Here is an 18,574-nt window from a genome sequence, read left to right as displayed (position 1 = left end):
GTTGGGACCTGGGTTGCTCGCGAGCATCGGTGCAACGGCAGCGCAGCCATGCGTCGCCGGCCACCACTGCCTGGAGGGCCACTATGAACCACCACTTCCCAACACTTGTGCGAGTCGTTGCCGGCTTGCTGGCCGCATGCGGCTTGCTCGTCCTGGAGGGTTGCTCGCCTTCCCAAGCGACGGCCCCCGCGGCAGCGCCGCCCTCGGTCTCCGTGGCGCGTCCTGTCATGCGCAACATCGTCGACTTTGACGAGTTCACCGGGCGCGTGTCGGCCGTCGACAGCGTCGAGATCCGTCCGCGCGTCTCCGGCCATCTCAAGAAGGTGCACTTCAAGGAAGGTCAGCTGGTCCGTCCTGGTGATGTGCTGTTCACCATCGATCCGGACCCCTATGCCGTCGAGGTCGCGCGCCGTGCCGCCGAGCTTAAGCGAGCCGAGTCAGCGCTGGAGCTGTCACGCGCCAATGAAACGCGCGGTGAGCGGCTGGTGCGCACGTCGGCCATCTCGCGCGAGGAATACGAGACGCTCGCGAAAACAAAGGACGAAGCGGAGGCCACGACGGCGGCAGCGCGTGCGCAGCTCGAGGCGGCGACGCTGGACCTGGCCTACACGACCGTGCGTGCGCCTGTCGGCGGGCGTACGGGCAGGGCGCTCGTCACCGTTGGCAACCTCATCAGCGGCAGCGGGGCCAGTGCGACGTTGTTGACCACCGTGGTATCGCAGGACCCCATGTACGTGCTCTTCGACGCCGACGAGCGCGCCTATCTCCGCTACCAGCAGCCCCAGGAAACGCGTGTCAACGGTGGTGCTCGCCATGACCCCAAGCCCGTCCACCTGGCGCTGGCTGACGAGAAGAGCTTCGACAGGGTGGGCAAGATGGACTTCGTCGACAACCAGCTCGACACCACCACGGGAACCATTCGCGTCCGAGCGGTGTTCTCGAACAAGACGGGCCGCGAGCTCACGCCGGGCATGTTCGCCCGGGTGCGGGTCGAACGTGACAAGTCCTACGACGCCATCCTCGTGCAGGACCAGGCCGTCGCGACCGATTTGGGGCGTCGAGTCGTGATGACCGTCGACGACAAGGGCGTGGTCAAGCCCAAGGCCGTCGAACTGGGCCCGCTGCACGACGGCCTACGCGTCGTGAGATCGGGGCTCGGCAAGGACGACTGGGTCATCGTCGACGGCCTGCAGCGCGTCCAGCCCAACACTCGCGTGACGCCGCAGCAGGTGGCCATGCAGCCGGCGGCGCGAACGAACGCCGCACCGAGCCGCTGAGGAGATCGCCATGGACATCCGTCACTTCTTTGTCGTCCGTCCCGTCTTCTCCTGCGTGCTGGCGGTGTTGACCGTTCTCGTCGGCCTGGTGGCCATGTTCAGGTTGCCGATCACGCAGTACCCGGACATCGCGCCACCGACCATCACCATCAGCGCCGTCTACCCGGGCGCCAGTGCCGAGGTGGTTGCAAGTACCGTGGCTCAGCCCATCGAGGAACAGGTCAACGGTGTGCAGGACATGCTGTACATGCAGTCCACCGCGACCAACAGCGGCACGCTGGCCATCAACGTGGTGTTCAAGACGGGCACCGATGTGGACCGTGCACAGGTGCTGGTGCAGAACCGCGTGGCACTCGCCCAGCCCAAGCTCCCGACCGAGGTCATCCGCCAAGGCCTGGATGTGCGCAAGCGTTCGCCCGATCTGGCGACGGTTTTCTTCCTCTACTCGCCCAAGGGCACCTACGACGTCGCCTACCTCAGCAACTACGCCCTGTCTCATGTCCGCGATGAGCTGGCTCGCATCGAAGGCGTGGGCGACGTCCAGCTCTTCGGCGCCCGCGAGTCGTCCATCCGCGTGTGGCTGGATCCGGCGCTGGTCGCCTCCCGTGGACTGACCGCGACCGATGTGGCCAAGGCCATCCGCGAGCAGAACGTCCAGGTCGCAGCCGGCAAGCTGGGCCAGGCACCGTCCGAACGCAACGGGGGCGCCTTCGAGCTGACGCTGGTTGCGCAGGGCCGGCTCAACCAGGCAGAAGACTTCGCGGCGATCGTCTTGAAGACCGGGGCCGACGGGCAGCCGGTGCGCCTGCGTGACGTCGCCCGGGTCGAGCTGGGCGCGCGGGACTATGGCCGCTTCTCCGAGTTCTCCGGCAAGTCGTCCGTGGCGGTGCCGACCTACCTGACGCCGGGTGCGAATGCACTCGAGACGCACCGGCAGATGCTGGCGAAGATGAAGGAGATCTCCGCGTCCTTCCCCGAAGACCTCACCTACGGGATCTACGACACCATCCCCTTCATTGGCGAGTCCATCGACGCCGTGAAGCACACCTTGCTCGAGGCTGTAGTCCTGGTGGTCCTGGTGGTCATCGTCTTCCTGCAGTCCTGGCGCGCCTCGCTCATCCCGCTGCTGGCCATCCCTGTCTCGCTTGTGGGCACCTTCGCCGTGCTGCAGGTACTGGGCTTCGGCATCAACAGCCTGACGCTCTTCGGACTGGTGCTGGCCATCGGCATCGTGGTCGACGACTCCATCGTTGTCGTGGAGAACATGGAGCGGCACATCCACCACGGCATGGCACCGCTGGAGGCGGCCAAGCTGACGGTCTCGGAGGTTGGTTCAGCGGTCATCGGCATCGCCGCCGTTCTCACGGCAGTGTTCGTGCCCGCCGCATTCATCACCGGCATCAGCGGCGAGTTCTATCGCCAGTTCGCGGTGACCATCGCCGCCGCGGCGCTGATCTCCACCTTCAACTCGCTGACGATGGCGCCCGCCATGGGCGCGCTGCTGCTGCGCGGCAAGGACGCGCCCAAGGATCGACTGCAGCGGATCATCGATGCCGCTCTCGGCTGGTTCTTCGTCCGTTTCAACCGGCTCTTCGACAAGTCCGGTGATGGCTACGGCCGGCTGGCCGGGAAGATCGCCGTGCGCGGATGGCTGGTGGGCTGTGTCTATGTCGGCCTGATCGCGTTGACCTGGCTGGGCTTCCGCGCGGTACCGACCGGCTTCGTGCCGGTCCAGGACAAGGGCTACTTCGTGATCGCCGTGAAGCTGCCCGACGGCGCGTCCCTGGACCGCACGTCGACCATCATCAAGCAGGTGGCCGCCGTGGTGCGCGAGACCAAGGGCGTGCGCGACTTTCCGATGTTCGCCGGCATCGACGTGTTCAACGGCTTCGCGGAGTCGAGCAGCGCGGGCGCGGTGTTTCCGATCCTGGAGGACTTCGACAAGCGCGGCGACCCGTCATTGAGCGCAGACGCCATCCGCGCCGACATCCAGCGCCGCCTGGCGCCCATCCAAGGCGCCTTCATCGCCGCGTTCCCACCGCCCCCCGTCAATGGCATCGGCAACGTTGGCGGCCTCAAGCTGCAGTTGCAGGATCGCAGCTCGGCCGGCCTGGCCGCGCTGGAGCAGGCGACGGCCAAGATGATGCAGACGACCTCGTCGGTGCCGGGCGTGGCGAGCGCCTTCACGACCTTCCGCAACAGCGTGCCCATGCTGAAGGTCGAGGTGGATCGTGACAAGGTCAAGACCCAGGCCGTGCCGCTGGACAACGTCTACGACACCTTGCAGGCCTACCTGGGCTCCCTGTACGTCAATGACTTCACCCAGTTCGGCCGCAACTTCCGTGTCTACCTGCAGGCCGATGCCAGCTACCGCATGGAACCGGAGCAGGTGGGCCAGCTTCAGACCCGTGCGTCCGATGGCCGGCTGTTCCCCATCGCATCCGTGCTGAGCGTCTCGGAAAGCACCGGCCCGGAGGTAGTGAATCGGTACAACATGTACACCGCCGCCGACATCAACGTCGGTCTGGCACCTGGCGTGGCCACCGGCCCCGCGATGGCGGCCATCGAGGACGCCGCGTCCAAGGCCCTGCCGCCGGGCATGGGGTTCGAGTGGACCGAGCTGTCGCTGCAGGAGAAGTTGGCAGGCAACAGTGCCGTGCTGGTCTTCCCGCTGAGCGTCCTGCTCGTGTTCCTCGCGCTGGCCGCGCTCTACGAGAGCTGGACGCTGCCCCTGTCCATCATCATCGTCGCCCCACTGAGCCTGCTGTGCTCCATCGGCGCGGTCTGGCTGGCCAATGGCGACAACAACATCTTCACGCAGATCGGCTTCCTGGTGCTCCTTGCACTGGGGGCGAAGAACGCCATCCTCATCGTGGAGTTCGCCCGGCAGCAAGAAGACGCGGGGATGACCCCACTGGAGGCTGTCGCCTCCGCGGCGCGGATCCGGCTGCGTCCCATCCTCATGACGTCGCTGGCCTTCATCTTCGGCGTGCTGCCGCTCGTGTATTCAAGCGGCGCCGGTGCCGAGATGCGGCGTTCCCTGGGGCTCGGCGTGTTCGGCGGCATGTTGGGCGTCACCGTGTTCAGCCTGCTGCTGACGCCGGCGGCCTACATCGCCGTGCGCAAGCTCGCCATGGCCCGCAATCGCCAGCCCAAGCAGGCGTCACTCACCCCGGTCGAGGAGCTCTGAAATGGCACGCTCTACGCTCACTGTGCTGGCCGTGGCCAGCCTGCTCGCGGCCTGCGCCGTCGGCCCTGACTACGTCGCGCCGAAGATCGATCTGCCAGCGGCCTTCGTCAGCCCAGCCCCAGCCGCCACGGCGGCCGTCAATCCGGACTGGTGGCGCGGATTCGATGACCCCGTCCTGAACGGTCTCATCGAGGATGCGCTGACGAACAGCCATTCCCTCGCCGCGGCGCGTGCGCGCTTCGAGGCGGCCCAGGCGGCGGCAGGACTGGCCTGGCGCGGCTACCTGCTAACCGGCGGCGCGCAGCTGCAGGGCGAATACGGCCGCCGCAGCAGCAGCGATGTGCCTGCCGGCGGCGGACGGGAGGTTCGATCGGCCGTGGCCGGCGTCAATGCGGCCTGGGAGGCCGACGTGGTCGGCCGAGTCGGTCGCACGGTCGAGGCCGCGCGGGCAGACGAACAGGCCGAGGAATCCCTGCTGAGGGACGCCCGACGCGTGCTGACCGCCGAGGTTGCCAGGACCTATGTGGCATTGCGGGGAACGCAGGAAAGGCTGGCCATCGCGCAAGCGTCACTGGCGGCGCAGCAGGGCACGTATTCCATCGTGCAGACCAAGCTCGACGTGGGCCGCGGCACGGCCTTCGACGTCGCTCGAGCGGCCGCGCAGGTGGCCAGCACGTCGGCGCAGGTGCCGACGCTGACCGCCGAAGTCCGGTCCCACATGTACCGCCTGGCGGCCTTGTGCGGCAAGCCGCCCGGCACCTATGTCGAGCAGCTCGCCGTCACGCGCCATCTGGCCACGCCAGAGCTGGGCGGCATCGGCGAGCCCTTGGAGCTGCTGCGCAGGCGGCCTGACCTCCGCGCGGCCGAACGTCGAGTGGCCGCTGCCACGGCACGCATCGGGATCGCCACCGCCGATCTCTATCCCAGGATCGCCGTCGAGGGTGCGGCCGGCTGGTCGGCACCGCGGGGCTCCGGTCTTGGCGATTCGGCCTTTGGCTTCGCCTCGGTCCTGCCGCGCATTTCCTGGGCGTTCCTGGACATCCCCCGGGTGAAGGCGAGGATCCAGGTCGCCGGCGCACAGGCCGAAGAGGCGGCGGCCGTGTTCCGTCAGCAGGTTGTCGAAGCCCTCGAGGAGACTGACCGGGCGCTGACCAGCTATGCCCAGTACCGGGAGCGGCTGGTCCATCTGACGCGCCAGGTGCAGCATGCCGAGCAGGCAGTGGCCCTGGCCAACCAGCGCTACCGGGATGGCGTCTCCAGCTTCCTCGACGTGCTGGAAGCCGAAAGGACCAGTCTCGATGCCCGTGACAAGCTGGTCACGACGCAGTTGGACGCATCGGCGACCTATGTTGCGGTTTACGCGGCGCTGGGAGGCTAGGGGAGCGCCATGCACGCGGCGCTGCGCCTGGGCGTGCTGTGCGCGGCCCTGTTGCTGACCGCGTGCTCGAGCCAGCACTACTTGGTCAACCCGCCGCTCTCCGCGGACAGCAATGGGCCGAGGTACTCGATCTCTGACGTGCCGCCCCAACCGAACAACAGCGACAGCCTGCACATCGTGGTCACGCTCTCGGGCGGCGGCTACCGAGCGGCGGCGCTGGCCTATGCCGTGCTGGACGCCTTGAACGACACCGTCATCCAGTGGGAGGGCACGCCTCGGTCGCTGCTGAACGAAGTCGACATCATCTCCAGCGTGTCGGGCGGCAGCTTGGCCGCCGCTGACTTCCTGGTCCATCGCGACGAATACTTTCCCGGCTTCGAGCGACGGGTGCTGGGGCTGGACCTCCAGTCAAAAGCGGTATCAAAGTTCCTGTCGCCCAGCGGCTTGTTCGCGCAGACCTCCAGCCGCTATGGTCGCGGCGATCTGCTGCAGGAGGTGCTGGACGCGCAGCTCTTTCATGGCGCGACCTACGGGGCGTTGCCGCGCCAGCGTCCGGTGGTCATCCTCAACGCCACCGACATCCACTCGGGCGAACGCTTCGGCTTCACCCAGGAAGAATTCGACCACCTCTGCTCAGACCTGTCTCTGGTTCCCGTGGCCCGTGCGGTCGCGGCGTCGATGGCTGTCCCTGTGGTCGCCTCGCCGATCACGCTGTGGAACCACAGCCTGAGCTGCCCGGTCCGGCCTCGAACTCAGCGCAGCATCCCGTTCATCGACGAGGCGCGGTATCTCCACTTGGCCGATGGCGGGCTGGCAGACAACACCGGCGCGAGGATGCCCCTCGAGTACGTTGCCGCGGCCGGAGGTCTTCTGCAGTCGACCCGGCTGGGTGGCTACAGGGGCATCAAGAGAGGCGTGTTCATCATCGTCAACGCCATGAGAACGCCTCGTGACGATGAGGACGACACACCGGACACACCGGGCATCCTGCGCCAGTTTCAGTCGGTGCATGCGGTGCCCATCAAGCGCTCGTCCGTCGACGGCATCGGCTTGCTCGGCGCAGCCATCGAGCGTTGGGCTCAGCAGATCCGGGAGGCAAATCCCCAAGTCCTCGACGGCCTGCTGGACAGCGATCTGCGATTCCATGTGATCGAGATCGGCCTGAAGGAGTTGCCGGGAAGGGCGGAGTTCCTGCCGCTGCGGAGCCTTCCGACCGAACTGCGGATCAGCCAGGCTGAAGTCCAAAGCATCAAGCAGTTTGTGCGCGCAAAGCTGGACGGGGATCCGGCGTGGCACGCGCTGCTGGACGACCTCAATTCGAGCGCCCGGCCCCCTGAACCTTCGGTCGTGGCAGCGAAGTAGGGCCGACGGCCGCAGCCTACAGGCCGACGTTGTAGATGGTCTTCGGCGCGAGCGGGTTCCGCACCTGCTGCTTGGGGCGGTGGTCGGCCCCCGGTTCGGCTTGCGGCTCGGCAGGGCGCAATGTGGGCTGGGTCGTCGGGCTGGGGCGGCGTGGCTCCAACTTGGCAAACAAGGCCTTGAGCGGCGCCTTCTGGGCTTCGGCCGGTTCTTCCTTCGGCTGCGGCGGCTGCTCCTGCGCGAACGCTGACGGCACGCCAGCGAACGCGATGAGCGCAAGCGCGGCCATCGTGCAGATCAGGTGCGTCGAAGTTCTACTCATGGTGTTCTCCCAGCGTTCGTCTGCAGTATTGATCGCTTGCGCGCCGCTGCAAATGAGGCTGCGTTGAACTCAGCGTTGCCATGCTTTGAACAGTAGCCAGGGGGCCTCGCGGCTTCGTCGCCGAGCTGCCTCTTTCGGGATAGAGCCTGCTGTCTTCACTGGGTGAAGTGTTGGGGTGGGCCAGATTCAACACTGGCATCGCACTCTTTCAACCCATCTGCTCGGTCCATGTGCCGAGCGCCCTTCAGGAGGACCTTGTCATGGCTCACGCCCACACTCTCAGTACCGCCTCGGACAGCAAGTCTTCGGCACCTCTCTTGACCACCCTCACGGTGGTCGGTCGCGTGCTGCTCGCGCTGATGTTCATCCTGTCCGGTGCCAGCAAGCTGGGCAACATCTCCGGAACCGCCGCCTTCATCGCGTCAGCGGGGCTGCCGATGCCTTCCGTGGTCGCCGTGGTCGTGGGCGCCTTCGAGCTGGTCGCCGGGCTGGCCCTGGCCGTCGGCTGGCATGCGCGGCTGGCGGCTGGCCTGCTGGGCCTGTTCACCATCGCTGCGAGCGTGACCTTCCATGCCTACTGGAAGCTGCCGGCCGATCAGCAAATGATCCAGCAGCTGATGTTCATGAAGAACCTGTCCGTGGCCGGCGCCATGTTCTTTGTCGCCGCGGTCGGGGCGGGGCGCGCGAGCCTCGACGGGCGCAAGGCCGATCGCTGAGCTCGGCTCCCTGAGATCTGAACTGATGGTGCCCCATGCCCGCCACCTCACCCAGCCCGGAAGCAGGGCCGTTCCATTTGGCCGATGGCCTGCCGGTCCTCGAGCTTTGCCGAATCCGGCGGTACGTCGGCGCGGTGGAGCGCGTGATTCGGGCCGGGGCGCATCGGGTGCTCCAGATGAAGGCCAGGTCAGCCGATGGGCGCGGGCTCTTCGTCTGGGTCTCCTCGGCAGCACTTGAGGACGCCAGGTGCAAGCGCCTGGCACACAAGATCGACGAGGCCTATCCCGACGCGGAGCTCATGGTGTGCTTCCATGGTCGCTTCGGGGACGTCCACAACCCCACCGGCCTCACGACCGACATCCACTACTCGGACAGCATCTGGGTGCACGAAGAGTAGCGGTGGGTGAGGGCGCCTGTCGGTGATGACAGGTCTTCACCAGCAGCTAGGAAGCGACCGTCCGGTTGTCCTATTCGCTCATCGGCGCCAGCCGCTCGCACGCGTCACCCAAGGGCGGCCCAGTCCACATTTCAAGGTGATATTCATGAGCTCCCTCTTTGATCGCACCCGGCGCGTCACGCTTGCCGCGCTGACCCTTGCCTGCGGGCCATTGCAAGCGACCCCCGCGGGTCCAAGCGACCGCGCGGCGATTGAGCTGGTCATCCGCCACTACGAACGCGCCCTGACCAATGCGCAGGTCGATGCGGTCATGCAGCTGTACAGCCACGACCCGGTGTTCATGCCCGAGTTCGCTCCGGCTGCCGTTGGGCGCAAGGCTGTCGAGGAGGCCTACGTCTGGGTGTTCGACACGCTGAAGCTGAATGGTCTGTTCCACATCCACGAGGTGGATGTCACCGGAGATCTGGCCTGGGCGAGAACGACCTCGACCGGCAAGTTCACCGTGCGCGCGACGGGGGTGGAAGCCGAGGTCGGCAACAACGAGTTCTTCGTCTTCCGGCGTGAACATGGGAGCTGGAAGATCCATCGGTACATGTTCAATGCGAACAAGCCCCCTGGCCGGTAGACGGCCAGGGGTTGGAGCCCCTCAGCCCTTAGCTTGGCGGCCAACGGCAGCGTCGCGTTGACCAGGCGCGCTTCGTTGGCATCTGTCGGCCTGAACCGTGCCGTCAATTCACCGCGCGACCGGCTGATCGCCGGTTGTATGCAAGGTGGATCAGCCCAGCCCGGCCTGAACCTTCATGCGGTCGATCACGCCACGCTTTCTTCCTTCCGCATAAACCCAATCCTCAGGGTCCAAGGTACCGGTCGGGATGGTCGGCATGGGTGGAATCGCCGGTTGAGGGGGCGTCCTGGTGCTCTGTTCATTCCAGCCATCGCGATATCCATTCGCCCAAAGCTCTTGATAATCTGCCATTTATATATCTCCTGGGTGATGCGAAGTTGAACTACGAGAAGCTGCCGGCGTTGGATACGAGAAGGGACTTGCCAGCAGTGCGATTTCAGACTGATCAAGATAGTCGGAAGTCAATGCGCCAAAAGCCTCGATGTTATTGATATTCGAGAAGCTTCCGAATCGATTGCGTACGACCGCCAAAACCTGATCTGGAATCTTCACCGTTGCCAAATAGGCTGGAAAATATCGCTTATCAGGCATGGTGAGAGGGGAGGTTTGGGGGCGGTGACTGGTATAGCCGGAGATAAATTCGCGATAAGTGTTTTCGGCGAACTTGACGGCAACACCTTCATCAAGCGTGGCAACCTTCCTCTCGTGCGCGCTCGCCACCGGGTTCAAGAAGTGGACCATTTCATGGGCAAGCTCGTAGAACACGTCTTCCCATGTCATGGCAAAGCTTCCAATGGCTACGCCAAAGGTGTCGTGATCGCCGTGCATAGGACCAACTCGGGAGCTTGGGTGGTCCCAAAAGATGGGATGGAAATGGAGCTCTGCGGGTCCAGCAGACCCATACAAGCTTTCTACCCGAACGAACAACAGGAACGCCATACACACGAGCAGTTGCGCGTTGGGTTCGGTTTTGTCGCGCGGGTTGTCGGTGATGTTGGGTACCGCCTGCATCACCTGTTCGCGAATGACTTTGCGGTCTTCTTCACTCATTCCTTGGGTTTCAACCAGACTGAGGATCGCGGACACGAAGTGGGTGGTCATGCTGTTTTGTTGCATGTTCTCTGCCATTTATCAAAGTCAGCCAATTTTTCCAGGGTGGATTGAACTCGAATTCGCGACTTCGGGGGTGAGGCGAAGTTACTATACAGAATGGCAAGTTGTATAGTAACTCCCGGCCTTTCCCGGATTTCTTGCACGAGTGAGCAAAATTCCCAGAGTTTCTGGACTATTTGTGAAATGACCTGGGAGCCCCGCGAGGCGCCCCGTGGTACCCCATGCCAATAGCGCTGCCGCCAATCGGAGAGTGCTTCAGGCCGGCTGGGTCGGTGTGAAGGTGTTGCCACCTTGAGCGCGTGTGCCGACGGCGACCACGAGCGCGGTTGCCAGCGCAGCTGATGCTCCGAGCCAAAGTGCGCTCGACACTCCGAAGTGATCGACGACCTGGCCGCCCAGCAGCGCGCCGCTGCCAATCGCCGCCTGTGCAACGGACACGAAGACGGCCTGGACGGCCTCCAGCTTGTTCGGTGCCGCGCCGAACATCCAGCTCTGCATGGCGATGGGAAGCATGCCGAAGCCCAGGCCCCAGATGATGGTCAGCGGCACCGCCCACCAAGCGCTCGACCCCAGGAGCACCAGGAGCAACACCGACAGCCCGAGCACCATGCCTGTGGCCACCAGCGCGCCGCGCAGGCTGCGGCTGGCCAGCCAGCCACCCACGATATTGCCGAGGAAGCCCGCAACGCCGTAGCCGAGCAGAACCCCGCCCAGCGCCACCGGCGCGATGCCGGTCACCTGGATCAGGAAGGGGCTGATGTAGGTGTACGACGCGAACTGGCCCACGAACACCAAAACGATGGCGATCAGGCCCAGACGCACCTTGGGCTCCTTCAGCAGGTCGGGAATGTCCCGCAGGCCCTTGCTGGACTCAGAGGCCGGCAACGGCGGCAAGACAGCCAGCAGCAGGACCAGCACCGACACCGAAACTGCGCTCGCCACGCCGAAGGCCCAGCGCCATCCCATCAACTCGCCAAGCAGTGCGCCCGCAGGGACACCGGCGACCGTGCCGATGGAGACACCGGACAGGATGAGGGCGCTGGCCTTGGCGGCATCGGAACCTGGCTTCAGCCGTGGCCCGAGGGAGCCGCCGATGGTCCAGAAACCACCGACTGCCAGACCCAGCAGCACCCGTCCCAGCAGGATGAAGGCGAAGCTGCCCGAGAAGGCGACGGCCACATTGGAAAGCACCAGCAGCCCAAGCAGGCCACCGAGCAGCCAGCGGCGGTCGATGTTGCCGGCGAAGGCGATGGTCATGGGGGCAGCGAACGCGGCAAGCAGGCCCGGCAGCGTCACCATCAACCCGGCCTGACCTTCTGTGATCCCGAGCTCGCGCGCGATCTGGGGCAGCAGGCCCACCGGCAGGAACTCGGTGCTCACCAGCGCGAACGCAGCAACAGCCAGCGCAATGATCGCGGTCCAGGAGCTTGTCGCCGCTCCGTCGGGCGCCGCATCCGTTGCGGTGGGGGTGTTCATGCTCACGATGAGCCTCTCTGGAAGTTTGAAGGCCCCTCGCGGGGCCTTCGTTCTGGTTCAGCCGAACTTGACGAGGTTCAACGCCGGCAAGGGGCCGCCGGGGAACTGCGTCAGGCGACCGCCTTCGGCCAGCGAGCCGAGGTCGATGGCATGGAAGCCGAGCTTGGTCATCAGCTGCGCGACCTTGCCCTTGGAGGCGCCGTCGTCACCAGCCAGGAACATCACGCGCTGGCCACCTTCAGCACGCGGGTTGCCCGAGAGCAAATGCGGCTGCAGATGGTTGAAGGCCTTGACGACCTTGGCGCCGGGCACGAACTCCGAGAAGACCTCGGACGAGCTGCGGCCACCCAGATCGAAGGGACGGAAGGTCGGTGCTTCGATGGGGTTGTTGGTGTCGACCACGATGCGGCCGCCCCAGTCGCCCAGGCCAGACAGCGCCGAGGGAATCTTGGACCAGTTGACCGACACGAAGACGATGTCCGCCTTTGCGGCTTCCGCCACGGTGCCGGCCTTGGCCTTCGCGCCCAGTTCGTAGACCAGGGCTTCCAGCGATGCCGGGCCGCGGCTGTTCGCAAGGGTCACATCCTGACCGATGCGAACCATTGCGCGGGCGATGGCACTGCCGATGTTGCCGGTGCCGATGATGCCGATGCTCATGATGTGCTCCTTGCGTGGTGGTTCAGGTTGCCTTAGGCGGAGTAGCCGCCATCGACGGGCACGTTGGCGCCCGTGATGAAACCGGCGCCGGGGCTGGCCAGGTAGGCGACCGCGTCGGCGATCTCGGCCGGCTGGGCGTAGCGCTGGACCGCGATGTAGGTCTTGGCCAGAGCGGCGAAGTCGCTGGTCTCCGGGTTCATGTCCGTGTTGGTCGGGCCGGGCATCACGTTGTTGATGGTGATGCCGCGCGGGCCGAGGTCACGGGCCGCGGCTTGGGTCCAGCCAGCGACCGCAGCCTTGGTCAGGACGTACAGGCCGCCGCCGCCGTAGGGCACGTACTCGCTGTTGATGCTGCCGATGTTGATGATGCGGCCGCCGGTGCCCATGTACTTGAGGGCTTCCTGCGTGGCGACGACGACGCCCTTGACGTTGACGTCGACGATGCGGTCGAAGTCTTCCAGCGTGAAGTCGCCGGTGGGCTTGACGATGGCGATGCCGGCGTTGTTGACCAGGATGTCGACCTTGCCGCCGAACGTGGAGGCAGTCTTCTCGACGGCGGCCTTCACGGCGGCCGGGTCGCCAGCGTCGGCAAAGATGGCCAGGGCGGTGCCGCCAGCGGCTTCAATTTCCTTGACCAGCGCGATGGCGGGCTCTGCGGAGGCGACGTAGGTGAAGGCGACAGCGGCGCCATCGGCGGCCAGGCGGCGCACGACAGCGGCGCCGATGCTGCGGGAGCCGCCGGTGACGAGGGCGACCTTGCCGGAGAAGGGCTTGTGGGTGGAAGTGGTGCTCATGACAGTCCTTTCAGGTGGGAAGTGAGGTAACGGTGGCTCTACTTTGGTTGCTCGGCTCAATCTCCGGTAGTGGTTAATCGCGCAAATCGTTTTCAAGCATTGCTTGAAGACTCCGGCGCGAAACTGGGTCAGGAGCCGCGGCGTACCTCGCGAATCGCCTTGGTCAGCTTCAGGTCTGCGCGACGACGTCGCCTGCCCCGATTGAGATAGCTGGGCCGAAACAAGGTGGGGTAGGTAGAGCCCCCGCTGCGACGCGGGCTACATTGCAGCGAGGCGGATGACTCGAGCTCTGCCACGACGTGCCCAAGACAACACGCGAGGGAGGACATCGAGTGAGCGACTCAACGGCGCCAATGGCGCCAGCCAGGACACCTGCCACCGATGAGGTGCTGCGGCGCATCGGTCGCAACCTGGTTATCTACCAACAGGTCGAGCAGGTGCTGAAGGTCTTGATGACGCACGCCCGCTTCCACGCGCCGGTCAGCAAGTTTGCGGAGCGCTTCGACAGGCATGCGGCGTTGATCGACCGGCGGTCGATGGGCGACCTTGCCGGTAGGCTTGTGGACGAAGTGCTGCAGCCGGCCTCAGACGAAACAGCACCCGATGCGATCGAGGAGGCCTGGTTTGGCTTTCGCTTCTCCGTGGAGACCGATGCGCAGACCGCAGCACGTCATGCAGCCGAGCTGAAGGAGCTGGTTGATCGCCGCAACGAGCTGGTGCACCACTTCCTCCCGCGCTGGCAGGCTGCGGTCGCCGGCGACGCCGAGCTCGCGACGACCTGGCTTGACGTGCAGCGCGAGGCAGCCGTTGCGATGCTCGAGCGCCTAAGAGGTTGGGCCAAAACCATGGAGACCGCGTGCAAAGAGCAGGCGGCTCTTCTTGCCTCCGAGGAGGGGCAACGCCAGATGGAGCTGCTGTTCCTGCGCAGCAGCCGGCTGGTCGTCATGCTTGGTCAGGTCGCCATGGCGACGCCACGCGCCGACGGGTGGACGCTGCTGTCCACTGCCGGCCACCTGATCAAGCGGCAGGCGCCTGATGAACTGGAGGATCTCCGCGGGCGCTTCGGACTCCCCAACCTGAAAGCCGTCCTGTCGGCGACGGAGCTGTTTGACCTGGCGGAAGAGCAGACGCCCGGTGGCGGCGTGCGGACGATGTTTCGCATCAATCCCCATTGGCGTCTTGAGACCCCTCAGGCCGATCGGCCGTCAGGTGACGATGCGCCGAGCCGCCAGTGAAGTTCAAAGCGCGTCCTTGATGCAGCTGCAATGCACGCCGCTGAAACGACATCGCGCGGCCTCCCGTGCAGGAGCCGCGCGATGAGCCCGAAGGGATTCAGCGCTTCGCTGCAGATTCCGCGGCGGCCAGCACGGCCTGCGTGACCTCGGCGGACTTCGACAGCATCGGTACGTGGCTGGCAGCGACACGGGTGGTCGTCGCGCCCATCCGCTTGGCAAACAGCTCCTGGGCAGGGGGCGGGATCATCCGGTCCTCGGTGGCCACGACGTACCAGCTCGGCTTGCTCTTCCAGCCGACGTTGGCGACCTTCTCGTCGAACGCCTTGGAGAAGATGGGGACCTGCGACACGCCGAGGAACCAGGATTTCGCGGCCGGCACATCCTGCGCGAAGTCGCGCTGGATGCCATCCATGGTCAGCCACAGGTAGCCGGTCGAATCCGCCCGGATGTTGGCCAGGCCGGGAGGTTGCGGCGCGCCCTTGGCGGCGAGCAGCGAGGACACCGACTCGCCCGCGTCAGGACCGAAGGCCGCGACGTAGACCAGTGCGGAAACCTGATCGTGCGTGCCAGCCTCAGTGATGACGACGCCTCCCCACGAATGCCCGACCAGCACGACAGGTCCCGGATGGTTCACGATGGCGCGGCGCGTCGCCTCCACGTCTGCACCGAGGGAGCTCAGCGGGTTCTGGACGACGACCACCTTGTAGCCCTTGCTGGCCACTGCGGAAGCCACCGGCTCCCACCCAGAGCCGTCGGCCCACGCGCCGTGCACGAACACAACGGTCGGCTTGGTGGCGTCGGCCGCCTGCGAGTTGCTGCCCCAGGCGAGGGCAAGGCATCCGATGGTGGCGATGGCGAGAGTGCGCAGAAAATTCGAGAACATGGGAGTGCTCCTTCGGGGCGTTGGATGGGGGGCTCATGAGCGCAGCGTGGCGAAAGCCGCGCGCACTTCCTTGCTGAACAACTCGGGCTGCTCGAAGGCCGCGAAGTGGCCGCCCTTGTCGGTCTCGTTCCAGTAGACGAGCTTGCGGTAGCAGCGTTCGGCCCAACTGCGCGGCGCTCGGTAGATCTCGCCGGGGAAGACGGTGACGCCCACCGGGATGTCGATGTCGACGGCGAAGAACGCGAGGTCGGCGTTTTCCCAGTAGAAGCGGGCCGAGGAGGTGGCGGTGTTGGTCAGCCAGTACAGCGTGATGTCGTCCAGCATGTCGTCGCGCGTCAGCACGGACTCGGGGTTGCCGCCGCTGTCCGTCCAGGCCACGAACTTGTCGTAGATCCACGCAGCCTGGCCGGTCGGCGAATCGGCCAGCGCGTAGCCCAGGGTCTGGGGCCGCGTCGCCTGGATCTGCGCATAGCCGACCCCCTTGGTGAAGAACGCGTTCAGGGAGTCCATCGCGGCCTGCTCCTTGGCGCTGAGCTTCTCCGGCATGTTCTTGGGCACGACCGCGGGCATGTTGATGTGGATGCCCATCAGCCCAGCGGGCGCCTGCGCCCCCATGGCTTGCGTGATGACGGCACCCCAGTCGCCGCCCTGGGCGACGTAGCGCGGATAGCCGACGCGCAGCATGAGCTGATGCCAGACCTCGGCGACCTTGTGACGCCCCCATCCGGTCGTGCGCGGGGCACCGGAGAAACCGTAACCGGGCAGGGAGGGCAGGACCAGGTGAAAAGCATCTTCCGCACGGCCGCCATAGGCAGTCGGGTCCGTCAGCGGGCCCACGACTTTCAGCAGTTCCACCACCGAGCCCGGCCAGCCATGGGTCATCAGCAGCGGCAACGCGTTCGCGTGCTTGGACTTGATGTGGAGGAAGTGGATGTCGACGCCGTCGATGGCCGTCTTGAACTGGGGCAGGGCGTTCAGTCGCGCTTCAACCTTGCGCCAGTCGTACTTGGTGTGCCAGTAGTCCACCAGCGCACGCAGGCGCGCCTGCTGCAAGCCCTGAGAACCGTCAGCGACGACCTCCGGATCGGGCCAGCGGGTCGCCGCCAGCCGCCGACGCAGGTCGTCGAGCGCCTTTTGCGGGACGCTGATGCGGAAGGGGCGGATGGCATCGGCGCCTGCCGCAGCGGTGGCGAAGCCGAGCGGCGCATAGCTGACGAAGGCGCCACCCAGCAGGGAAGCGACGACGCTGCGACGGTTCAGTTCGAGACTGGAAGTGGGGTTCATGGCTGTCCTTTCGTTGACGTCGAAAGGTTAGGCAGCCATGTTTCTCTCGACCTGCCTACATTGAGAGAGGTGCGCCTGGCTCGATGCCAGGAGGCCCCGGGGGCTAGCCTTGCGGCTTCAACTGATGGGCCGTTTCGCGGCGCCAACCGGCGCGACCCAAAGCAAGCCCAGGCTCACCAGCAACGACACGGTGACGACGGCCATCAGGGCCATCGCACCGGCCGCGTGCAGCAGTGGCAGCAGCAGTAGCGGGGCCAATGCAGCACCCGCGCGGTTGAAGGTCCATGCGCCGCCAAACGCAGCGGCTCTTGAGCGGGTGGGGAAGAGCTCGGCGCCGTAGACGCTGAGGCTGGGCACGTAGAGCGCCGCGGCCAGCATGAATGCCGTGGAGCAGAGCATGAGCACGGTCGGCGAGTCGGCGAGAACAAAGCCGACGCCAGCCGCCAGCATGGCCATCGCACACACCGCCAAGGTGAGGCGGCGCTCCAAACGATCCACGCCCAGGGCACCGAGCATCACACCCAGCGCGGGTCCGAAGTTCGAAATGGCCACGTAGAGCAAGGTGTCGGAGAGCCGAAATCCTCGACTGACCAACAGGGCGCCTGCGAGTAGCGGGAATGCCACGGTGGACCAGGGGCTGGCAAAGAACAGCAAGGCCACGCTCACCCAGGCCCTCTTGCGCGGTGCCAGGTCTTGTGCCGGGGGCGCGGCCTCTGATGCAGCCAGAGATGGCATGCCTGGCGCGAGGCGAAGGCATGCAGCCAGGGCCTCGGCATCACGCCCGCGCGTGGCGAGCCACCGCGGAGACTCGGGGAGTACTTGGAGCAGGGCCGTCACAGCCGCAGCGCCTGCGGCGCCCGCGTAGAAGCCCCAGCGCCAGGCCTCCACCCCAAACGGTGTGATCGGTGTGAGGCTGCGGACCAGGAAGACCCCCGCGGGCGCGCCCAGCGATGCGATGCCTACGACCAGGAAGATCAACGGGCCACGCTTGCGCGCGGGCAGCAGATCCGTCAGGTACGAGATCATCAGTGCGGGGTAGGCGCCAAGAGCCAGCCCAGAAAGCCCGCGCCAGATGCCAAGCTCCGCGCTGTTGCTGCTCGCGCCGGCGAGCGCCGACGTCACCGCCAGGACAGCCATGAGGAACGTCATCAACCTCTTGCGGCCGAAGCGGTCGGCCAGCCACCCGAACAGCGGTGCGCCGACGATCGCACCCACATACACGGACGCGAGCAGCCAGGACAGCTGCTCGGTTGGCAGCTTGTGAGGCGGCGCGGAGAACACGGCGGCGAGCGCGCTGCCAAGTGCCATTTCGAACAGATCGAAGGCAAAGGCGAGGGCGCACACCACCATCGTGACGATGTGCATCCTCCCGACCGGGGCGCGGTCGAGGGAAGCTGCGATGTCGATGGGTGGGGCAGTCTTGCTCAAGGCTCAAGCGTAGACCAGCAACCCGCCCGCGGAGCAGGCAACAACAAGCTTTAACGGCAACTAACGCTGGCCGACTCTGCTGGCGCCCCACACTGCGACCAGGGCCTCGAGAACCTGATCGCGGCAGGGGTGCGTCAGTCGAGGCGACTCCACCAATGCCACGCCGTCGAAGCCGGCGTCGCTCGCACCTTCGGCGGCTACCCGGAATGCATCGACCAGCGCCTCCTGTGCGTCGGCATCCAGTGCCTCTGCCGCGAACGGGTGCCACAACTGAGCCACGATGGGTTGGCTGCGCGCATGGGCCTCGTCGACGTGCAGGCGCCAGCTGTTGACGCCCTCTGCGTCGTACAGACCCGGCCCGGCCAGGCCGCAGCCCGGCGCGACGGCGATTGGCTCGGTGATGATGCGATTCCCTGACACCGGGATCCCTTTCTAGACC

17 protein-coding genes and 1 pseudogene are annotated in these 18,574 nt (G+C 65.9%); 8 read left to right on the top strand and 10 right to left on the bottom strand.

Annotated features, from left to right (window positions below; genetic code table 11):
• Positions 1-83: 83 nt before the first annotated feature.
• Genes QM732_RS09395 through QM732_RS09380 form a run of 4 tightly spaced genes read left to right on the top strand, consistent with a single transcriptional unit; the run spans position 84 to position 7,207 of the window.
• Positions 84-1,277: an efflux RND transporter periplasmic adaptor subunit gene (locus tag QM732_RS09395; protein ID WP_415655905.1), complete on the top strand. Its 1,194-nt coding sequence runs from the start codon at positions 84-86 to the stop codon at positions 1,275-1,277.
• Positions 1,278-1,287: 10 nt separating this feature from the next.
• The gene (locus QM732_RS09390) at positions 1,288-4,467 is read left to right on the top strand and encodes an efflux RND transporter permease subunit (RefSeq protein ID WP_415655904.1); all 3,180 of its coding nucleotides are present in this window, start codon (positions 1,288-1,290) and stop codon (positions 4,465-4,467) included.
• A 1-nt stretch (position 4,468) separates the two neighbouring features.
• Complete coding sequence (locus tag QM732_RS09385) at positions 4,469-5,845, top strand: efflux transporter outer membrane subunit (protein ID WP_415655903.1); 1,377 nt, start codon at positions 4,469-4,471, stop codon at positions 5,843-5,845.
• A 9-nt stretch (positions 5,846-5,854) separates the two neighbouring features.
• Positions 5,855-7,207 carry a patatin-like phospholipase family protein gene (locus QM732_RS09380; RefSeq protein WP_415655902.1) on the top strand — a complete coding sequence of 451 codons (1,353 nt, stop codon included), beginning with the start codon at positions 5,855-5,857 and terminating at the stop codon, positions 7,205-7,207.
• 16 nt (positions 7,208-7,223) lie between these two features.
• Here QM732_RS09380 and QM732_RS09375 read toward each other — a convergent pair whose 3' ends face one another.
• Positions 7,224-7,526, bottom strand: a complete 303-nt coding sequence (locus QM732_RS09375) for a hypothetical protein (protein ID WP_415655901.1) — start codon at positions 7,524-7,526, stop codon at positions 7,224-7,226.
• Positions 7,527-7,786: 260 nt separating this feature from the next.
• Here QM732_RS09375 and QM732_RS09370 point away from each other — a divergent pair, with 260 nt between their 5' ends.
• The 3 genes from QM732_RS09370 (at position 7,787) to QM732_RS09360 (ending at position 9,265) form a co-directional block, all read left to right on the top strand.
• Positions 7,787-8,242 carry a DoxX family protein gene (locus QM732_RS09370; RefSeq protein WP_415655900.1) on the top strand — a complete coding sequence of 152 codons (456 nt, stop codon included), beginning with the start codon at positions 7,787-7,789 and terminating at the stop codon, positions 8,240-8,242.
• Between the two features lie 176 nt (positions 8,243-8,418).
• Positions 8,419-8,640, top strand: coding sequence for a hypothetical protein (locus tag QM732_RS09365; protein WP_415655899.1), 222 nt, complete (start codon positions 8,419-8,421; stop codon positions 8,638-8,640).
• A gap of 145 nt (positions 8,641-8,785) precedes the next feature.
• On the top strand, positions 8,786-9,265 hold the full coding sequence (locus QM732_RS09360) for a YybH family protein (protein ID WP_415655898.1): 480 nt from the start codon (positions 8,786-8,788) through the stop codon (positions 9,263-9,265).
• Positions 9,266-9,415: 150 nt separating this feature from the next.
• Here QM732_RS09360 and QM732_RS09355 read toward each other — a convergent pair whose 3' ends face one another.
• The 5 genes and pseudogenes from QM732_RS09355 to QM732_RS09335 all read right to left on the bottom strand — a co-directional run bounded on the left by QM732_RS09355 (position 9,416) and on the right by QM732_RS09335 (position 13,305).
• Positions 9,416-9,616, bottom strand: coding sequence for a hypothetical protein (locus QM732_RS09355; RefSeq protein WP_415655897.1), 201 nt, complete (start codon positions 9,614-9,616; stop codon positions 9,416-9,418).
• Positions 9,617-10,393: a hypothetical protein gene (locus QM732_RS09350; RefSeq protein WP_415655896.1), complete on the bottom strand. Its 777-nt coding sequence runs from the start codon at positions 10,391-10,393 to the stop codon at positions 9,617-9,619.
• 240 nt (positions 10,394-10,633) lie between these two features.
• Positions 10,634-11,854 (bottom strand): MFS transporter, encoded by a 1,221-nt coding sequence (locus QM732_RS09345; RefSeq protein ID WP_415655895.1) that lies wholly within the window; start codon positions 11,852-11,854, stop codon positions 10,634-10,636.
• Between the two features lie 57 nt (positions 11,855-11,911).
• Positions 11,912-12,532: pseudogene (locus QM732_RS09340) on the bottom strand (NADPH-dependent F420 reductase); the annotation flags it as partial.
• An 11-nt stretch (positions 12,533-12,543) separates the two neighbouring features.
• A complete protein-coding gene (locus QM732_RS09335; RefSeq protein ID WP_415655894.1) occupies positions 12,544-13,305 on the bottom strand; it encodes an SDR family oxidoreductase in 762 nt (253 codons plus the stop codon).
• Positions 13,306-13,637: 332 nt separating this feature from the next.
• On the opposite strand from QM732_RS09335, the gene QM732_RS09330 reads away from it, so the two are divergent.
• Entirely contained in the window at positions 13,638-14,540 is a 903-nt protein-coding gene (locus QM732_RS09330) for a hypothetical protein (protein WP_415655893.1), read from the top strand.
• A gap of 97 nt (positions 14,541-14,637) precedes the next feature.
• On the opposite strand, the gene QM732_RS09325 is transcribed toward QM732_RS09330, so the two are convergent.
• From QM732_RS09325 to QM732_RS09310, 4 genes are all read right to left on the bottom strand, one after another.
• Positions 14,638-15,423: an alpha/beta fold hydrolase gene (locus tag QM732_RS09325; protein WP_415655892.1), complete on the bottom strand. Its 786-nt coding sequence runs from the start codon at positions 15,421-15,423 to the stop codon at positions 14,638-14,640.
• A gap of 33 nt (positions 15,424-15,456) precedes the next feature.
• Entirely contained in the window at positions 15,457-16,707 is a 1,251-nt protein-coding gene (locus QM732_RS09320) for an epoxide hydrolase family protein (RefSeq protein WP_415655891.1), read from the bottom strand.
• 117 nt (positions 16,708-16,824) lie between these two features.
• Positions 16,825-18,135: an MFS transporter gene (locus QM732_RS09315; protein WP_415655890.1), complete on the bottom strand. Its 1,311-nt coding sequence runs from the start codon at positions 18,133-18,135 to the stop codon at positions 16,825-16,827.
• A gap of 60 nt (positions 18,136-18,195) precedes the next feature.
• Entirely contained in the window at positions 18,196-18,555 is a 360-nt protein-coding gene (locus QM732_RS09310; RefSeq protein ID WP_415655889.1) for a hypothetical protein, read from the bottom strand.
• Between the last annotated feature and the right edge of the window lie 19 nt (positions 18,556-18,574).

The sequence above is a fragment of the Roseateles sp. genome, assembly GCF_047654805.1.
Lineage (GTDB): Bacteria > Pseudomonadota > Gammaproteobacteria > Burkholderiales > Burkholderiaceae_C > Pelomonas.
Note: the sequence above shows the minus strand (reverse complement) of the source record. Positions and strands in the feature narration are given on the sequence as shown.